11 protein-coding genes are annotated in these 14,701 nt (G+C 36.8%); 2 read left to right on the top strand and 9 right to left on the bottom strand.

The features are described from left to right. Positions 1 to 60: 60 nt before the first annotated feature. Both ACMA47_RS16845 and ACMA47_RS16840 read right to left on the bottom strand, forming a co-directional pair. Positions 61 to 1,005 carry an aldo/keto reductase gene (locus ACMA47_RS16845; protein ID WP_413930703.1) on the bottom strand — a complete coding sequence of 315 codons (945 nt, stop codon included), beginning with the start codon at positions 1,003 to 1,005 and terminating at the stop codon, positions 61 to 63. A 454-nt stretch (positions 1,006 to 1,459) separates the two neighbouring features. Next, complete coding sequence (locus ACMA47_RS16840) at positions 1,460 to 3,268, bottom strand: hypothetical protein (protein WP_413930702.1); 1,809 nt, start codon at positions 3,266 to 3,268, stop codon at positions 1,460 to 1,462. A gap of 244 nt (positions 3,269 to 3,512) precedes the next feature. Here ACMA47_RS16840 and ACMA47_RS16835 point away from each other — a divergent pair, with 244 nt between their 5' ends. Next, the gene (locus ACMA47_RS16835; RefSeq protein WP_413930701.1) at positions 3,513 to 3,953 is read left to right on the top strand and encodes a hypothetical protein; all 441 of its coding nucleotides are present in this window, start codon (positions 3,513 to 3,515) and stop codon (positions 3,951 to 3,953) included. Further along, positions 3,950 to 4,468 carry a hypothetical protein gene (locus ACMA47_RS16830; RefSeq protein ID WP_413930700.1) on the top strand — a complete coding sequence of 173 codons (519 nt, stop codon included), beginning with the start codon at positions 3,950 to 3,952 and terminating at the stop codon, positions 4,466 to 4,468. The genes ACMA47_RS16835 and ACMA47_RS16830 overlap by 4 nt, the downstream gene beginning before the upstream one ends. A gap of 235 nt (positions 4,469 to 4,703) precedes the next feature. Here the strand turns inward: ACMA47_RS16830 and ACMA47_RS16825 are convergent, their stop codons facing one another. From ACMA47_RS16825 to ACMA47_RS16795, 7 genes are all read right to left on the bottom strand, one after another. After that, positions 4,704 to 5,855 (bottom strand): efflux RND transporter periplasmic adaptor subunit, encoded by a 1,152-nt coding sequence (locus ACMA47_RS16825; RefSeq protein ID WP_413930699.1) that lies wholly within the window; start codon positions 5,853 to 5,855, stop codon positions 4,704 to 4,706. Between the two features lie 7 nt (positions 5,856 to 5,862). Further along, the gene (locus ACMA47_RS16820) at positions 5,863 to 10,200 is read right to left on the bottom strand and encodes a CusA/CzcA family heavy metal efflux RND transporter (RefSeq protein ID WP_413930698.1); all 4,338 of its coding nucleotides are present in this window, start codon (positions 10,198 to 10,200) and stop codon (positions 5,863 to 5,865) included. A gap of 201 nt (positions 10,201 to 10,401) precedes the next feature. Continuing rightward, a complete protein-coding gene (locus ACMA47_RS16815; RefSeq protein WP_142016067.1) occupies positions 10,402 to 10,764 on the bottom strand; it encodes a hypothetical protein in 363 nt (120 codons plus the stop codon). 132 nt (positions 10,765 to 10,896) lie between these two features. Next, positions 10,897 to 11,466 (bottom strand): Crp/Fnr family transcriptional regulator, encoded by a 570-nt coding sequence (locus ACMA47_RS16810; protein ID WP_413930697.1) that lies wholly within the window; start codon positions 11,464 to 11,466, stop codon positions 10,897 to 10,899. Positions 11,467 to 11,519: 53 nt separating this feature from the next. After that, the gene (locus ACMA47_RS16805; protein WP_413930696.1) at positions 11,520 to 12,269 is read right to left on the bottom strand and encodes a siderophore-interacting protein; all 750 of its coding nucleotides are present in this window, start codon (positions 12,267 to 12,269) and stop codon (positions 11,520 to 11,522) included. Between the two features lie 2 nt (positions 12,270 to 12,271). After that, on the bottom strand, positions 12,272 to 13,447 hold the full coding sequence (locus ACMA47_RS16800; protein ID WP_413930695.1) for an MFS transporter: 1,176 nt from the start codon (positions 13,445 to 13,447) through the stop codon (positions 12,272 to 12,274). Positions 13,448 to 13,532: 85 nt separating this feature from the next. Continuing rightward, positions 13,533 to 14,141, bottom strand: a complete 609-nt coding sequence (locus ACMA47_RS16795) for a hypothetical protein (RefSeq protein WP_413930694.1) — start codon at positions 14,139 to 14,141, stop codon at positions 13,533 to 13,535. Positions 14,142 to 14,701 lie beyond the last annotated feature (560 nt).

The raw sequence follows: 14,701 nt of genomic DNA, 5'->3' as shown, positions 1-14,701 counted from the left end.
AAAAAAATCCGTTCATTGCTGAACGGATTTCATTTTAGTCTATAATGAAAGTCGAAAAAATTAGTTGCTTAAGTTATTCAGCAGATCCATATCTTCCTGATCCAAAACAAGTTTGGGTGCATTGAAGACTGTTTCAAGCTGTGATGCACTGGTAGCACTTACAATAGGTGCGGTGATCAAAGGATTGGATAATAACCATGCTAAAGAAACCGTTCCCTGTGTGGTATTATGTTTTGCACTTACCTGATCCAGTGCTTTTAGAACTTCTAGTCCTTTTGGATTTAAATATTTTCTTACCCCTTCACCTCTTGCACTTTTTGCAAGATCTGCTTCATCGCGGTATTTACCTGTTAAGAAACCTGCTGCCAGCGACCAGTAAGGAAATACACTTAAGTCAAACTGTTCTGCCAAAGGAGCGTAATTTTGCTCAAAACCTTCTCTTTCCATCAGGTTATAATGAGGCTGTAAGGCAACATATTTAGGAAGATTATTTTTTTCCGCTGCTTCAAATGATGCTTTCAAACGTTCCGGAGATAAGTTGGAAGCCGCAATATAACGTACTTTTCCAGCTTTAATAATCTCATCATATGCCGCAAGCGTTTCTTCTACAGGAGTGACATTGTCATCAAAGTGCGTATAATAGAGATCAATATGATCCGTCTGAAGCCTTTGCAGAGACTCATCTACAGATTTAAGAATATGTTTTTTGCTGATATCATAGCCATGTTCTTTCGTTTCTGAACCTACTTTGGTTGCCAAAACAATGTCATTACGATTAGCTCTGCTTTTCATCCACTTTCCTATGATCTCTTCAGACTGTCCGCCTTTTCCGTTCACCCACCATGAATAGGTATCTGCAGTATCTATAAAATTGAATCCGGCTTCTGTGAAGCGGTCTAATATATCAAAAGACTGTTTCTCGTCCAGTGTCCATCCAAAAACATTTCCTCCGAAATTGATTGGCGCAATCGATAAATCGGTGTTTTTGATTTTTCTTTTTTCCATAAAAATAATTTTACTAAGTGAGTTCTAAGGTAAGGAATATTAAGCCTGGAGAATATTCAAAATGACCATTTCCGCTATAGTTATTATAAATGGAAATACTGATGTTTACTGAGTTTTTTTGATTAATATCTTTGTTGGAAAATCGCAAAGACGCAAATAAATTAAACGCTAACTGCTTTAAGACGCAAAGATTTTATCTCCGATAAAACTAAATACAAAATATTGTATTTTTTATCTCACGCTGATTTTGCAGAAATAAGCAGATTTAAATATCAATATCTGCGTAATCTGTTTTATCGATGGGAAAGACTTATATCATATTGTTTGTTTACAATCTCATACTGATTGAAACTGAAATATTTTTTACGCCTTTGCGATTTTCCAACAAAACAGCCAAAAAATAAAAACAGCCCATGTAAAAGCTGTTTTTATTATCTATCAATTAAAAATACGGTTATTTTTCAACCTGCGGAATCTCAATAGCAATAAGCTGAAGTTGGTATTCCTGTAATTGAAGATTGATGGTTGATAAACCGTTGCTGAAGAATGATGAGGCTGTAAAAAGCTCATGATAATATGCGATCCCCTCAAGAACATTTTTCCTGAAAGCATTCCATTTTTTTGTCTGCGAATGAGTAATCTGTAAAGTAGATTCGGTGATTTCCTTTCTCAGGTAATCCACATACATTTTCAATTCATTAATGAACATATTCGGACGTTGGTTGTCAGAAAGAATATTAGTGTTGCCATAAATATGTTTTACCATTTCTGAAAGAGAAACTTCTTTATCAAAAAAGGCAATGTTAGGTCCGGGACATATCACAACGCCTTGTTTTTCACCTTTAATTTCAAGGTTCTGCTCCATGTATGCTGCATTCACAAGTCCTACGCAAAGGCAGGCTTTATCGGTAATTTCGGATTTTCTTTTATTGAATTCTTTTTCATTGAATGCATCTTTATTTTCGTAAAGTTCTTTCAGTTTGATATCCTGATACTTTCTGGAAGCGGTACAGGTTCCTTCCGGAGAAAATTCTTTGCTTAATGCGAGAAGTTTTTTGGGGCACGAACTTCCATATTTCCCTTTTGCTTCTTTCTCATTCTTCAATACTTCATTAGATGTCCCTTTTACGGTATTGAAAGGTACTCCCAATGGCGAAATATTACTCAGATAGAAATCCTGCTCTTTGGATTGTACAAGTAGATTTCTGGTTTCTGTATCTACGGATGTCGCTTCGGGTACAAGTAAAAATGGTGAACCCCATCCTACGCTGTCTACGCTATAATTAGCCAATAAAAATTCATGTTCTTCAGAAGTTCCTACTCCACCCTGAACAGTGATTTTCATTTCCAAAGGTTTGGAAACGACATGTTTTCCTTTTTGTTCCAAAGCAGCCGTCATTAAGGTATGAGCTGATTGTATCAGATCGTTTTTTTTCTGCTTGAATTCTTCCATGATGGGCCCAAGAAGCATTCCTTCAGTAGCAAAGGCATGGCCTCCACAATTCAGTCCGGATTCTATTCTGTATTCTGAAACCCATAATCCTTTTTTAGCCAGAAAATTTCCCTGAATCATAGCCGAACGGAAATCGCTTACTTTAAGGATAATTTTCTTTTTAATATTTCCGTTTTCATCCGGAAAAAAATCGTCAAACTCTTCCATATAGCTGTACAAACGGGGATTCATCCCTGCAGAAAGAACCATTGACGATGATAGTTTACTTTTCGCAAATCCACGCAGTGAAGCATGAGCATCGTTATACATCACAGGAAGCTGTTCATTATTCTGATAATTGTCTTTATCTACTTTCGTCATGATATTGACATCAATACTTCCCGGTTTTAGATTGGATTCTATGAAATTCTTAATATTGGAACTCCAGTTCTCCTTTTGGTTGATTAAATTTTGAAGACTGTTTTTAAGATCTGATGTATTGGGAAGCATAGCCATGAAATCCTTCAAAGCTTCCTTATTTTTGCTGATTTCCTGTTTGAAAGATTCAAATTTTTCATTCACAATATCATCCACCATATCCAGATAAGCCGTAACTCTTCTGGCTCTGTAATCTTCTGTTTTTGTTGAGATCCCGAAATAGTCAAGGTTGAACTTTTTGTTATAAAAGTTCTTCATTTTTTCCAGGATTTCATCATCAATAATGGAGATGACGGAGGAAATTCCATAATGAGCAACACGAATAGGGCTGTCTATTGTATAAGCCAGACCCATTACCGGAATATGGAAATTGTGCAACGTTTTTTTTGTCATAAAGTTTTGATAAAAGTTCTTTTAATATTCATCTAAAAATCCTTTACAACTATTCACTGCTTAAAAATATTATTTTAAAACGAATTATGCATTAAATAACATTTTGTTTTATGAAAAACATGTCAAATGTCATTCTTTTGAATTGATTTCTGTGAATTTGTTACTGATACAGCATTAATTGTATGACAACCACATCAGCTATGGCTTTTTTTACTATATTTATTAGTTGAACGATAACCATCACATGAAAAAAAATAAAGGATTATTTGCCGGAATAATCGCTGCTTTTATTGCTTTTTCTTCTTCCATTATAATGATTGGAGCCCTGGTCGCAATGGAAATTGCAAAAAGCACTTCTGACGTAATAGGAGATCTTTTTACGATTGATTCCAATATCAAAGAACATCTTATAACAGATCTTCTGTTTCTTGGTATTACCGGGGCTGCTTATGTATTTTCCCTCAGAAAAATTAAAAATGAGATTTTTTCATTTATTATTCTTTTGGTTTTTATGGCTTCAATATTTGTTTTTGGAAGTGATGTATTGGTCCAGCTTGAAGCAATGAAAGTAGAGAAACTTGATGGACAATTTGGCTTTTATATTTTTGAAAAAGTAGCCTATACCAGTTTAATATATCCTGTTGTTGGTCTTATTTATGACAGATACAGAAGAAAATTTAAATGATAACAAATAAAATATATGCATTAAGCTTATTGTTAAGCTCTATCTGGACTTTCTCCCAAAATGTCAATGAAGATCTTATTCACTATTTAAAAGAGGCGGAAACGATTCTTATTACCAGCCATGAAGATCTCAGACTTGATATTGAAACGCCTGGTAAGAGTAAAACAAATTACAGAGACTTACTGAAAAATGGTGTTCCCAACCATGAAATCATCATAAATAAGGTGATATTAACTCCTGAATCCAAGCAGGAATTACTAGACATCATAAAAGGGCAGAAAATTGTAAAAGCCTGGGATGGAGCTTTCTGTTTCGAGCCGCACAATACCTTGTTCATTTATAAGGAAAATCAGTGGAAGAATATTGAGTTATGTTTTGGATGTAAGCAATATAATCATAGTAAAGAATTACCCGTTAATAGAGAAGAATTTCTGCACAGTTACCAGGACTGGCTGAATCTTGAGGCATTTTTCAGAAAGCTGGGTGTACAGTGGGAAGCTCCCAAAAAGAAATAAAAAAGATCAGCTGGATAACTGATCTTTTCTTCTTTTCTGTTTTATTTTAACCGCAAAAGTCACAAAAGTTTTTTCATAAGAACCTTGCTTAAACATAATAAGTACACCTAAGTTTTTGAAAATCTTTGATTTTCGCTTATGTGATTTTTTTCTGCGTCATTATTTTTCAGCTTGTTTAAGTGGACTAAAGTGTTTCAAAATAAAAGCTTTTGTGACTTTTGTGGTTTCACTTTAATTATTCTGCTTTGTTCTTAAGCATCATCAGAAGACTGTAAGCTCCTTTCTGTACAATTTTCTTATTCTTTAAAAAATCGGCTTTCAAAATCTCTGTAAACTGATCATCAGATATTCCGGTGACTACAGGAATCATTTTGTAATTGGATTTTCCAAGATCTTCAAAAACATAATTTTTATTTTCAAAAGAAACTACGGCTTCGTTAGGAAGTCCCATTGTATAACGGCTGCTGATATTCACTTCGGCATTTACGTACATTCCTTTTACAAATTCAGTGTTCACAGAAGATAATCTGGCAATTGCCGTTGCAGAACCTCCGTTTTCAATACTGGGAACTACGCTGACAATTTTTGCATTGGATTTCACATCCGGATTCTGATTGTTATATACCAAAATTTCCTGCCCTACTTTTACATCATTCACATCGTTTTCAAAAATCTTTATTTCTAAAAGTAATCCAGCCGGATTAATGAGTTCAAATAAAGTATCTGCCGGGTTGATATACTGTCCGTTATTCACAAGAATTTTACTTACAAAACCTGTAAACGGAGCATAAATATTGATTTTACTTCTGATATTTCCGGTAGTCAGACCTTTGGCATTGATTCCGATGATTCTCAGTTTTTCCTCAAGCCCTTTTAAAGTGGCATTCAAAGTAGAATAATCTGCCTGAGCGGTCTGCATGGTTTTGTCACTGCTGGCTTTGCTTGTATTCAGATCTTTCTGACGGTTGAAATTCAGTCTTGCGGCTTCGAGCTGAGCTTTGGTCACCAGATAATCCTGCTGCAATTGTATAAACTGCGGATCTTCTACTACTGCAAGCACTTGTCCTTTGCTGAAATGACTTCCATTAATGACATTGATCGATTTGATATGTCCACCCATAATGCTGGAAACTAAACTGATATGCGATGGTGCAATTTCTGCCTTTCCGTTTAATTTTACCAGTTTTTCCATATTCCTGTTCTGAATACTGGTTGTTGTTAATCCTACAGACTGAATCTGTTTTTCTGTAAGATGAACGGAGTTTTTGTCGTTCTTAGAAAATTTAGTGTTTTCATACACCGTTTTTTCCTCCTCATTTTTCCCTGAGCATGAAGATAAAGTAAGGATGAAAGCTAGACTGTATAGGGATATATTCTTGAAATGCATGATGGTATTATTTTGAAATTAAGAATTGAAGTTCGGCTCCGATCTGGTTCAGTTTTTCCAGCTGATCAATATAATCTGCTTTGGTTTTTACGGCCTGATTCACCAGGATTACCCAGTCCAGATAATCTATTTCTCCAACTTCCATCTGTTTCTGAGCGGTTTTTAGAATAGTTTCGGATTTTGGAAGCTGTTTTTGTTCATAATTTTCGATGATCTGCTGTTGGTTCATATAGGTAGTCAACTGTTGTTTCAATCTGTTTTTAAGCTCAATTTCTTTTCTCTGATACTGATTTTCGGAAATGGCAATTTTAGCCTGTGCTGCCCTTGCCAAAGCTCTCTGTCCTTTGGTAAACAATGGAATTCCCACTCCCACCTGAACCGAATTGAACCGATTATTATTGATGTTTTTCATACTCTGATTGGTATATCCTATGAGAAGATCCGGAAGCAGCCTGCTTTTTTCAAGCTGTACTTCTGCCTCTCCTACTTTGATCTGTTGCTGCAGATATTGAAGTTCAGGGTGTTGTTTTACCATTTCTTCTGAAATCTGTAGACCAATATTCATTGTGGGCTGATCAGCAATGGGTTGATAAGGTGTTGTAGATTGTAGCAATAATTGAAGCTGAAGCTTTGCGATATTCAGATCATTTTCAAGGGTATTCAGTTGTATTCCTATCTGTTCTTTCTGAATTTCAGCGGTGGATTCCTCCAGAATATTGGCTTCCCCTTTTTTTAATCTTAATCCGGCCTTATCTGCAAAATTATGATACAGTTGACTGATGTATTCCAGGACTTTTTTCTTCTCCTGAAGCACCAGTATCCTGTAGAAAACATCTGTTACTTCTTTGGTAAGCTGTGTCTTGGTCAGATTCTGATTGATGACACTGGCAGACCATTCGGCATCCAGCATTTGTTTTCTTTTTGAATACACCGTTGGAAAACTGAATCTTTGAGAGATTCCGAATGAATTATCCGTTTCCTCACCTTGAATCTGACCAAATCCTCCGGTAACTTCCAGCTGGGGAATATCCAGATAACTGGCTTTCAGTTTTTCCTGATAATCTGAGACTAATTTTGAATTTTTAAGAGTACCATTCTGCTGGTATGCTTTTTCCAAAGCCTGATCATAGGTAATATTTTCCTGAGCCTGATAAGTTCCAAAGGATATTAACAACAGGAAAACAGACAATTTTTTATAGTTGAGTTTTTTTGAGAATTTCATTTTATCTTTATTAATATGTTCAAACAGGACGTATAAAATTGGAAGGACAAACAAGGTTAAAAGGGTCGCAAGCATTAACCCTCCGATCACTACCGTTGCCAAAGGTCTTTGTACTTCTGCTCCTGCACCGTTGCTGATTGCCATGGGAAGAAACCCCAGAGAAGCCACAAAAGCCGTCATTAAAACCGGGCGTAGCCTTATTTTTGTTCCGATGAGTACAATTCTGTTCGTGTTGGTTATTCCATTCTTTTTCAATCGGTTAAATTCTGATATCAAAACAATTCCATTAAGTACGGCAACTCCAAATAAGGCAATAAATCCTACGCCTGCACTGATGCTGAAAGGCATTCCTCTCAATGCCAGAAAGTACACACCTCCTATTGCAGATAAAGGAATGGCTGTATAGATCAGCAGGCTGTGTTTTACAGAACCGAAAGCAAAGAATAAGAGCAGGAAAATCATCACTAACGAAATAGGAACTGCGATTCCCAGTCTGGCTTTGGCTTCATTTAAATTTTCAAAAGCTCCTCCATAAGAAATCGTGTAGCCCGGTGATAATTTCAGGCTTTTATCTGCTTTCTGCTGAAGTTCTTCCACGATACTCTGGACATCTCTTCCTCTCACATTAAAACCTACAATAATCCTCCTTTTAGTATCTTCCCTCTGAATCTGGTTCGGACTGTTTTTAAGCTCTACTTTAGCCAATTGAGACAAAGGAATCTGTTCTCCTGAAGTGGTAGGAATCAGAAGGTTTTGGATGCTCGTAATATCTTTTTTATGTTCATTATCCATTCGGACAACGATATCAAACTTTTTCTCACCTTCATACAATGCTCCTGCAGTTTGTCCGGCAAAAGCCATATTAATCACCCTGTTGATATCCGCCACTGAAATATTATATCGGGACAGTTCCGAACGGTTATAATCAATCACAACCTGTGGAGCTCCTACTACCGGCTCGATGTATAAATCCTGTGCTCCTTTTACAGTGTTAATAATGCTTCCGATCTTTTTTGCATAGGTAGCAAGGCTATCCAGATCTTCACCGTAAATCTTGCAGACTACATCTTGTCTTGCACCCGTCATCAGTTCATTAAAACGCATCTGTACCGGAAACTGGAAACTGGTGGTGAGGCCTGGGATAACGCTTAATGCTTTGCTCATTTTGTCAGAAAGTTCAGGAAATGTTGTTGCGGAAGTCCATTTCTTTTTAGGCTTTAAAACGATGATCATATCTCCGGAATCCATAGGCATAGGTTCTGTAGGAATTTCTGCGCTCCCAATTTTCATGACCACTTTTTCTACTTCAGGAAACTGGGTTAAAAGGATATGTGCTGCCTGTGTGGTGGTTTTCTTGGTTTCATTGATATTACTTCCCTGAAGAATTCTCATTTCAACAGCAAAGTCGCCTTCCTCCAGAGACGGAATAAATTCTCCACCCATTCTGGAAAGGGTAAAAACAGCACCTGCAAACAGGATCAATACACCAATGATAATAGTTTTTCTGAATTTAAGAGCTTTCATCAGTAATTGCTGATGTCCGGTTTCCACTTTACCCATGACGCGGTCCGAAATGTTCTCTTTTTCTTTTTTCTTTCTGCTTAATACCAGAGAACTCATCATCGGAATATAAGTCAGGGAAAGAATAAATGCTCCAATCAGGGCAAAAGCAACAGTCTGAGCCATGGGCTTGAACATTTTTCCTTCAATTCCCTGAAGGGTAAAAATCGGAAGATATACGATTAAAATAATGATCTGCCCGAAAACCGCACTGTTAACCATTTTCGTTGCAGAGCTTGAAACCTGATCATCCATTTCTCTCTTGCTGAGCATATTGTCTTTTCCAAAATGCTTTTTATGGGCAAGCTGATGCAGCACTGCTTCCACAATAATGACGGCACCGTCTACAATAAGACCGAAATCCAACGCTCCAAGGCTCATCAGATTTCCTCCAACACCGAAAATATTCATCATGATAATAGCGAAAAGCATGGCCAAAGGAATGACGGAAGCCACCAGTAATCCTGCTCTGAAATTTCCTAAAAATAAAACCAGAATGAAAACAACGATCAAAGCCCCTTCCATCAGGTTTGTTTTTACCGTACTGATAGTATTATTCACCATTTTAGCACGATCGAGGAAAGGCTCAATGACCACTCCTTCCGGCAATGATTCCTGAATTTTTTCCAGTCTTTGCTTGATATTTCCAATCACTACATTGGCATTCTCTCCTTTCAGCATCAGAACAATTGCTCCGGAAACCTCTCCGGTATCATTATAAGTCATAGCACCATACCTTGTCGCATAACCGATCTTCACAGATGCTACATCTTTGATATGTACCGGAATACCTTCTTTCGTTTCCGCTACCTGAATACTTCCGATATCTTCCGTACTTCCCAGAAGTCCTTCGCTGCGGATAAACAGAACAGTTTCTTTCTTTTCAATATATGCTCCTCCGGTATTCTGGTTATTCTTTTCCAGCGCTGCAAAAACATCGTTGATATTGATGTTGAACGCCTGTAGTTTATTAGGGTTAATGGCTATTTCATATTGTTTCAGTTTTCCTCCGAAACTGCTCACATCCGCCACACCTTTGGTTCCGAGAAGCTGTCTTCTGACCACCCAGTCCTGGATAGTCCTCAGTTCAGTTTCGTCATACACATTTTCGTATCCTTTTTTGGCTCTTACCACATACTGGAAAATCTCTCCCAATCCGGTAGAAATAGGCCCTAATTCCGGTTTACCGATTCCGGCTGGTATATTATCCTGAACAAGCTGTAAACGTTCCTGAACCTGTTGCCGAGCCCAATATACATCTGTCTTGTCATCAAAAACTACAGTCACTAGTGAAAGTCCGAAACGTGAGAAACTTCTCAGCTCTGTAATTCCGCTGATATTGCTGGTAGCCTGTTCGATAGGAAACGTAACAAGACGTTCTATATCTGCTGCACCATAAGAAGGAGCAGTCGTAATGATCTGAACCTGATTATTGGTGATGTCCGGCTGGGCATCAATGGGTAGTTTGGTGGTTTCATAGACTCCAAAAAGGATGAGAGCTACTGTAAACAGAGCAATGATGAGTTTATTCTTTACAGAAAACTCAATAATTTTATTTAACATGGAAAAACTATTAATTGATAATCCGGAATGCTTTATAAAAGCTGAAATTCTCCCAAAACTTAAAGGATCAAAACAAACATTTGTAACTTCTGAGATTAAGGTTTAAGCATCAATACAATGCATTACGGATTAATGGATATGTAACAAGAATTCACTGCTTTAGGTAAGAACATAAAGCATTAATTTTCAATGTAAAGTCAATTAAGAAAGCCGTGGTGGTTGGAAAATCTGAGAAAGGTATTGGTTGGAAAAATCCTTTTCCTTGTAGATACTGCTTTTCTTAGAAACAGTAATTTCCTTAGGTTTTTTTATTTCAAATGAAAGCTCCGGAAGCTGGGCGTGTACGGTAAGTACGATAGGTGGATTGATAAACGGCAGTTTCTGATCGGTATCCCAATCTGAATCCTGTTTATGGTTATCATAATGCTCCATCACAAATTCTGAAAAGCTTCCATGGTATTCCATGAAATGTTCCACAAACATAGGCACTTTCAGTACTTCCCCCGCATTGGTGGTAGCCAGCACATACATCATTGAACATAATATGGAGAACCATTTTAACATGAGTGCAAATATAGGGCTTAAATTTTTCCTGAATGGGCTTTAGTATTAATTTTTTGAGAATTTTAGCCAGTTTAAAAGCAGTTTAAATAAATAATAACTCTTCGTAAAAATGTTAGGTTTATCAAACAAAAATCAAAGTCTTGACTTCAGTCTGCTCAATGTCTCCTGTGAGATATTCAGGTATGAAGCCACCATTTTATTGGATAGCCTTCTTACCACCACAGGATTTTCATCCAAAAGCTGGCGGTATTTTTCAAGTGCATCCTGAACAAGGAAAGACATCAGTCTTTTGGTATTATTTACATAAGCAGTTTCAAGATATATTCTGTAAAATTTTTCCCATTGCGGAATAATTTCCAAAAGGTGATAAAAATTTTTATGACTAATATAATATACTTCTGAATCCTCTACGGCTTCAATGAATTCCTCAGAGGGTTCAGAAGTAATAAAACTGGTGAGTGCAGTTGCAAACTGATTTTCAAAAGCAAAATATCGGGTAGAATCCTGTCCCTCTTCATTGATGAAAAATATACGGAGACAGCCATTTACAACAAAAAATGTTCTCTGGCTGTTTTGCCCGTTGGAAAGAAGCATTTCATTCTTTTTTAATTGGATAGGTCTGAAATAAGACAGAATTGTTTCCAATTCTTTTTCCGTTACTGATATTCTATTGTTGATATATGAAGTTAGAAGTTCCTGCATGTAAGCAAAAATAGTAATAAATGGCTTTGCTTACACCCTTTCATCTTCAGTATCTACGGGTTTTCTGCCTGTCCGGCTTTCCAGTATGAACAAATATACATCCCATGCGGATCCCATTCCAGCGTTGTTTTGAAATAAGTACGAAGTTCGTGTACCGTGGTATATTCTGCTGCAATGTAAACATATTCTTTCAATACTCCGGGTGGAAACTGAACAGATTTCACAGCTTCTGCAAGCTTGCTTCCCTGCTCAGGATGAGGATTGTGCAGCCATTCTACAGATAAATCTGCCGCAGAACACAAGATCAGTTCGTCCTCTTTATCTGCCACTTCCAATATTATTTTTGCTCTTACATAGGAAGGAAACTGTTCTGCGATGGCACAAATCACAGGCAGTGCCGTTGCGTCTCCTGCCATCAGATAAAAATCAGCATCCGGAATTAAAGGTTTTGGACTTTCTTTCATTCCGATTTCCAGTACATCACCCGGATTGGCTTTCAATGCCCATGCAGAAGCAGGTCCGTTGTCGCCATGAGCTACAAAATCAATGCTCAGTTCCTTTTTTCCCAGGTCAATTTTTCTGTTGGTATACGTTCTGATGAGAGCCGCATTTTCTTCTTCAGTGGGTATAAATATTTTATTATTAGATCCGGACTTGATATTAGCCAATAGTTCTGCCTGGTTTTCATCAATATTAAATATAACACGGATTAAATGTGGTGTAATAAAGAGTTTCTTTTTAACGGTAAATACAGAACGTATTTTTTTCGTTTCTTTTACTTGAGATATTAGGGAATGTTCCATTTTTATTTTTTGTTAAATAGTAAAATTATCATAGCAATCACACAGCTGATTCCTCCGAACAGGTATACAGTCTGATAATCAAACCAGCCGGCAATTAATCCTGCAATAGGTCCAGCCAGTCCTAATGAAAGATCAACAAATGCGACATAGGCTCCTAGCGCTGTTCCTCTCATCTGCGGTTTTACTTTTTGAATAGCAAGAACTCCCAACGCAGGAAAAACCAATGAAAATCCAACCCCTGTCAATCCACATCCGATAATGGCCAATGTTTTGGATGCAGAAGCCCAGATCAGCATTTGTCCTGCCACTTCAATAATCAGAGAGATCAAGGCTATTGTAAAGCCTCCGTATTTATCTGGAAAAGAAGCAAAGAAAATTCTGGTCAGTACATAACATGCTCCGAAGATCATAAAAGCAAGTGAAGCATCACCCCAATTTTTTTGGGAGAAAAACAAGGCAATAAAAGAAGCAATGCATCCAAAAGCCATTGATGAAAAAGCAAGACTTATACCCTGACCCGATATGGCACCAATTACTTTGTAGAAAGGTGTTCTTACATGATCTTTATCCACGGGAATAGAAGGAAGTTTTGCTGTGGAAAGCCAGCTTACCAACGGAAGTAAGGCAATAAGAAGAAAAGCAGGCAGAATATTGTATTCTTTACTTAACCAGATACTGATGGGAGCTCCTATTGCAATTCCCGCATACATGGCAATACCATTCCAGGTCATGACTTTTCCCGAGCTGGAATGTCCTACAAGACCTATTCCCCACGTTAATGCTCCGGTAACCAGGAAACTTTCACCAACCCCATGAATAATTCTTGCCAATAAGAGAAAAGCAAGTGCCAGAATAGGATGAGCCTGGAATAATACAGCCAGTACATAAATAATCCCGGCAATAACAGCCAGTATAACACCCGACATTTTACTTTTCTTTGCCCCTTTGGTGTCTGTCATTTTTCCGGAATAGGCACGGGTTAAAAGTGTTGACAATGATTGCAGACCAATCACAAGTCCTACAATAATGCTGTCAAAGCCTAATGTGTTCTGAACAAACCTGGGAAGTACTCCCAAAGCAATTCCTATGGTAAGGTAAACCGCAAATACCGAAATGATAATAGGAGCGGTTGCCTGATAGAAATTAATAGTCTGTCCTTTTTCTAATGTTGTACTCATAAATTTTGTTTAAAATATTCGGGTGCAAAGGTCCCGGTACAACAGATAAAAAACTTTGACTTAGATCAAAAAAGGAAGAACAGCCTTAATCAAGATTCAAAAAACCGTCTGTAAGACCTTTCCATTGTATTTTAGCAATCCCCATCATTCCGCCTATAGCAGTACCAAGATTTCTAAAAACATCCAGAAATCCAGCATTCCAGTTGGGCCTTTCATTTCGTCCGTATACGGCTGCTTTTAAATAAGCTATATTTCTGGATATCATAAAGGTTGAGCTTGATGCAGAACTGTAAAAATGGGCAATATGACGACTTTTTTTATTTTGAGGATTTATAGAAGGTCTGCAGGTTATTGATATACTTTCAGAAAAACTGTCCTGATAGAAACAGATATCTGTTATTTCTACCCAATCGTACCCTTTAGCCTCAGGTTCTCCCGGACCAGGAATATCAATCCTGATAAAATCTCCTTTTTGAGGTTCTCGGTCTGCAGGATTCCCATCAAAATCATACAATTTAAATGTAGCCAATGCTTTTCCACTATAACTTCCCCAATTATTAACTGAAAAAAATCTTTCTTTTAACAGGTTAAACTTATCCGGAATCAAATCCTGGTCAAATACTTTTCTGCTTTCCGTATCATGGAAGCCACCGAATTTCTGTGCAGGAACTCCCTTCAATATCTTTGGACTCATATGACAGGTTTTTAAGCAAAATAGAAAAAAACCTTATAAAATTTTATGAGCAGGGTCACAAAAGAGTTAAACAATTGTTTGAATATAGGCTTGTCCATGTCTTATTTTGATAATAATTCACTTTTTACGACTTCCTTATTTTGGATGAAAAACGTGCATACAATTCTTCAGATGGCGAATTATATTTAATAAGATATGTTTTTGGGTTAGTAATTTCGGAATCCCAAAGAAAATCAACAACATTTAAGGAATATTTATTTTTACTTAAAATAAATATTTTTTAAAAAAAATAAGCTTATGGTGTTTTGCATACCATGATTTTTACTTATATTTGTGAATCGAAATAATTTTTTTTCATCATTTGTGTTTTTTTAAGGTCTTCACTCGTGGAGACCTTTTTATTTTCAATAATCTCATAATTGAATATTAGCTATTGAAGTGGAAAAATGAATGAAATGTGAAATATCATATTTTTCAATCTTCCCAATTACTTTTATACAAAGGAATATATAAAGTTTTGAGATGTTAATAACTCTTCTTTTTAATAAGTCCCGACCAGC

The organism is Chryseobacterium sp. T20 (assembly GCF_047345655.1).
Taxonomy (GTDB): domain Bacteria; phylum Bacteroidota; class Bacteroidia; order Flavobacteriales; family Weeksellaceae; genus Chryseobacterium.
The sequence above is the reverse complement of the archived record's forward strand: the minus strand, read 5'-3'. Positions and strand labels throughout refer to the sequence as shown.

Coding starts and splice junctions, on each gene's coding strand:
- ACMA47_RS16845 (WP_413930703.1), bottom strand. CDS start 1,005: ATGGAAAAAAGAAAAATCAAAAACACCGATTTATCGATTGCGCCAATC.
- ACMA47_RS16840 (WP_413930702.1), bottom strand. CDS start 3,268: ATGACAAAAAAAACGTTGCACAATTTCCATATTCCGGTAATGGGTCTG.
- ACMA47_RS16835 (WP_413930701.1), top strand. CDS start 3,513: ATGAAAAAAAATAAAGGATTATTTGCCGGAATAATCGCTGCTTTTATT.
- ACMA47_RS16830 (WP_413930700.1), top strand. CDS start 3,950: ATGATAACAAATAAAATATATGCATTAAGCTTATTGTTAAGCTCTATC.
- ACMA47_RS16825 (WP_413930699.1), bottom strand. CDS start 5,855: ATGCATTTCAAGAATATATCCCTATACAGTCTAGCTTTCATCCTTACT.
- ACMA47_RS16820 (WP_413930698.1), bottom strand. CDS start 10,200: ATGTTAAATAAAATTATTGAGTTTTCTGTAAAGAATAAACTCATCATT.
- ACMA47_RS16815 (WP_142016067.1), bottom strand. CDS start 10,764: ATGTTAAAATGGTTCTCCATATTATGTTCAATGATGTATGTGCTGGCT.
- ACMA47_RS16810 (WP_413930697.1), bottom strand. CDS start 11,466: ATGCAGGAACTTCTAACTTCATATATCAACAATAGAATATCAGTAACG.
- ACMA47_RS16805 (WP_413930696.1), bottom strand. CDS start 12,269: ATGGAACATTCCCTAATATCTCAAGTAAAAGAAACGAAAAAAATACGT.
- ACMA47_RS16800 (WP_413930695.1), bottom strand. CDS start 13,447: ATGAGTACAACATTAGAAAAAGGACAGACTATTAATTTCTATCAGGCA.
- ACMA47_RS16795 (WP_413930694.1), bottom strand. CDS start 14,141: ATGAGTCCAAAGATATTGAAGGGAGTTCCTGCACAGAAATTCGGTGGC.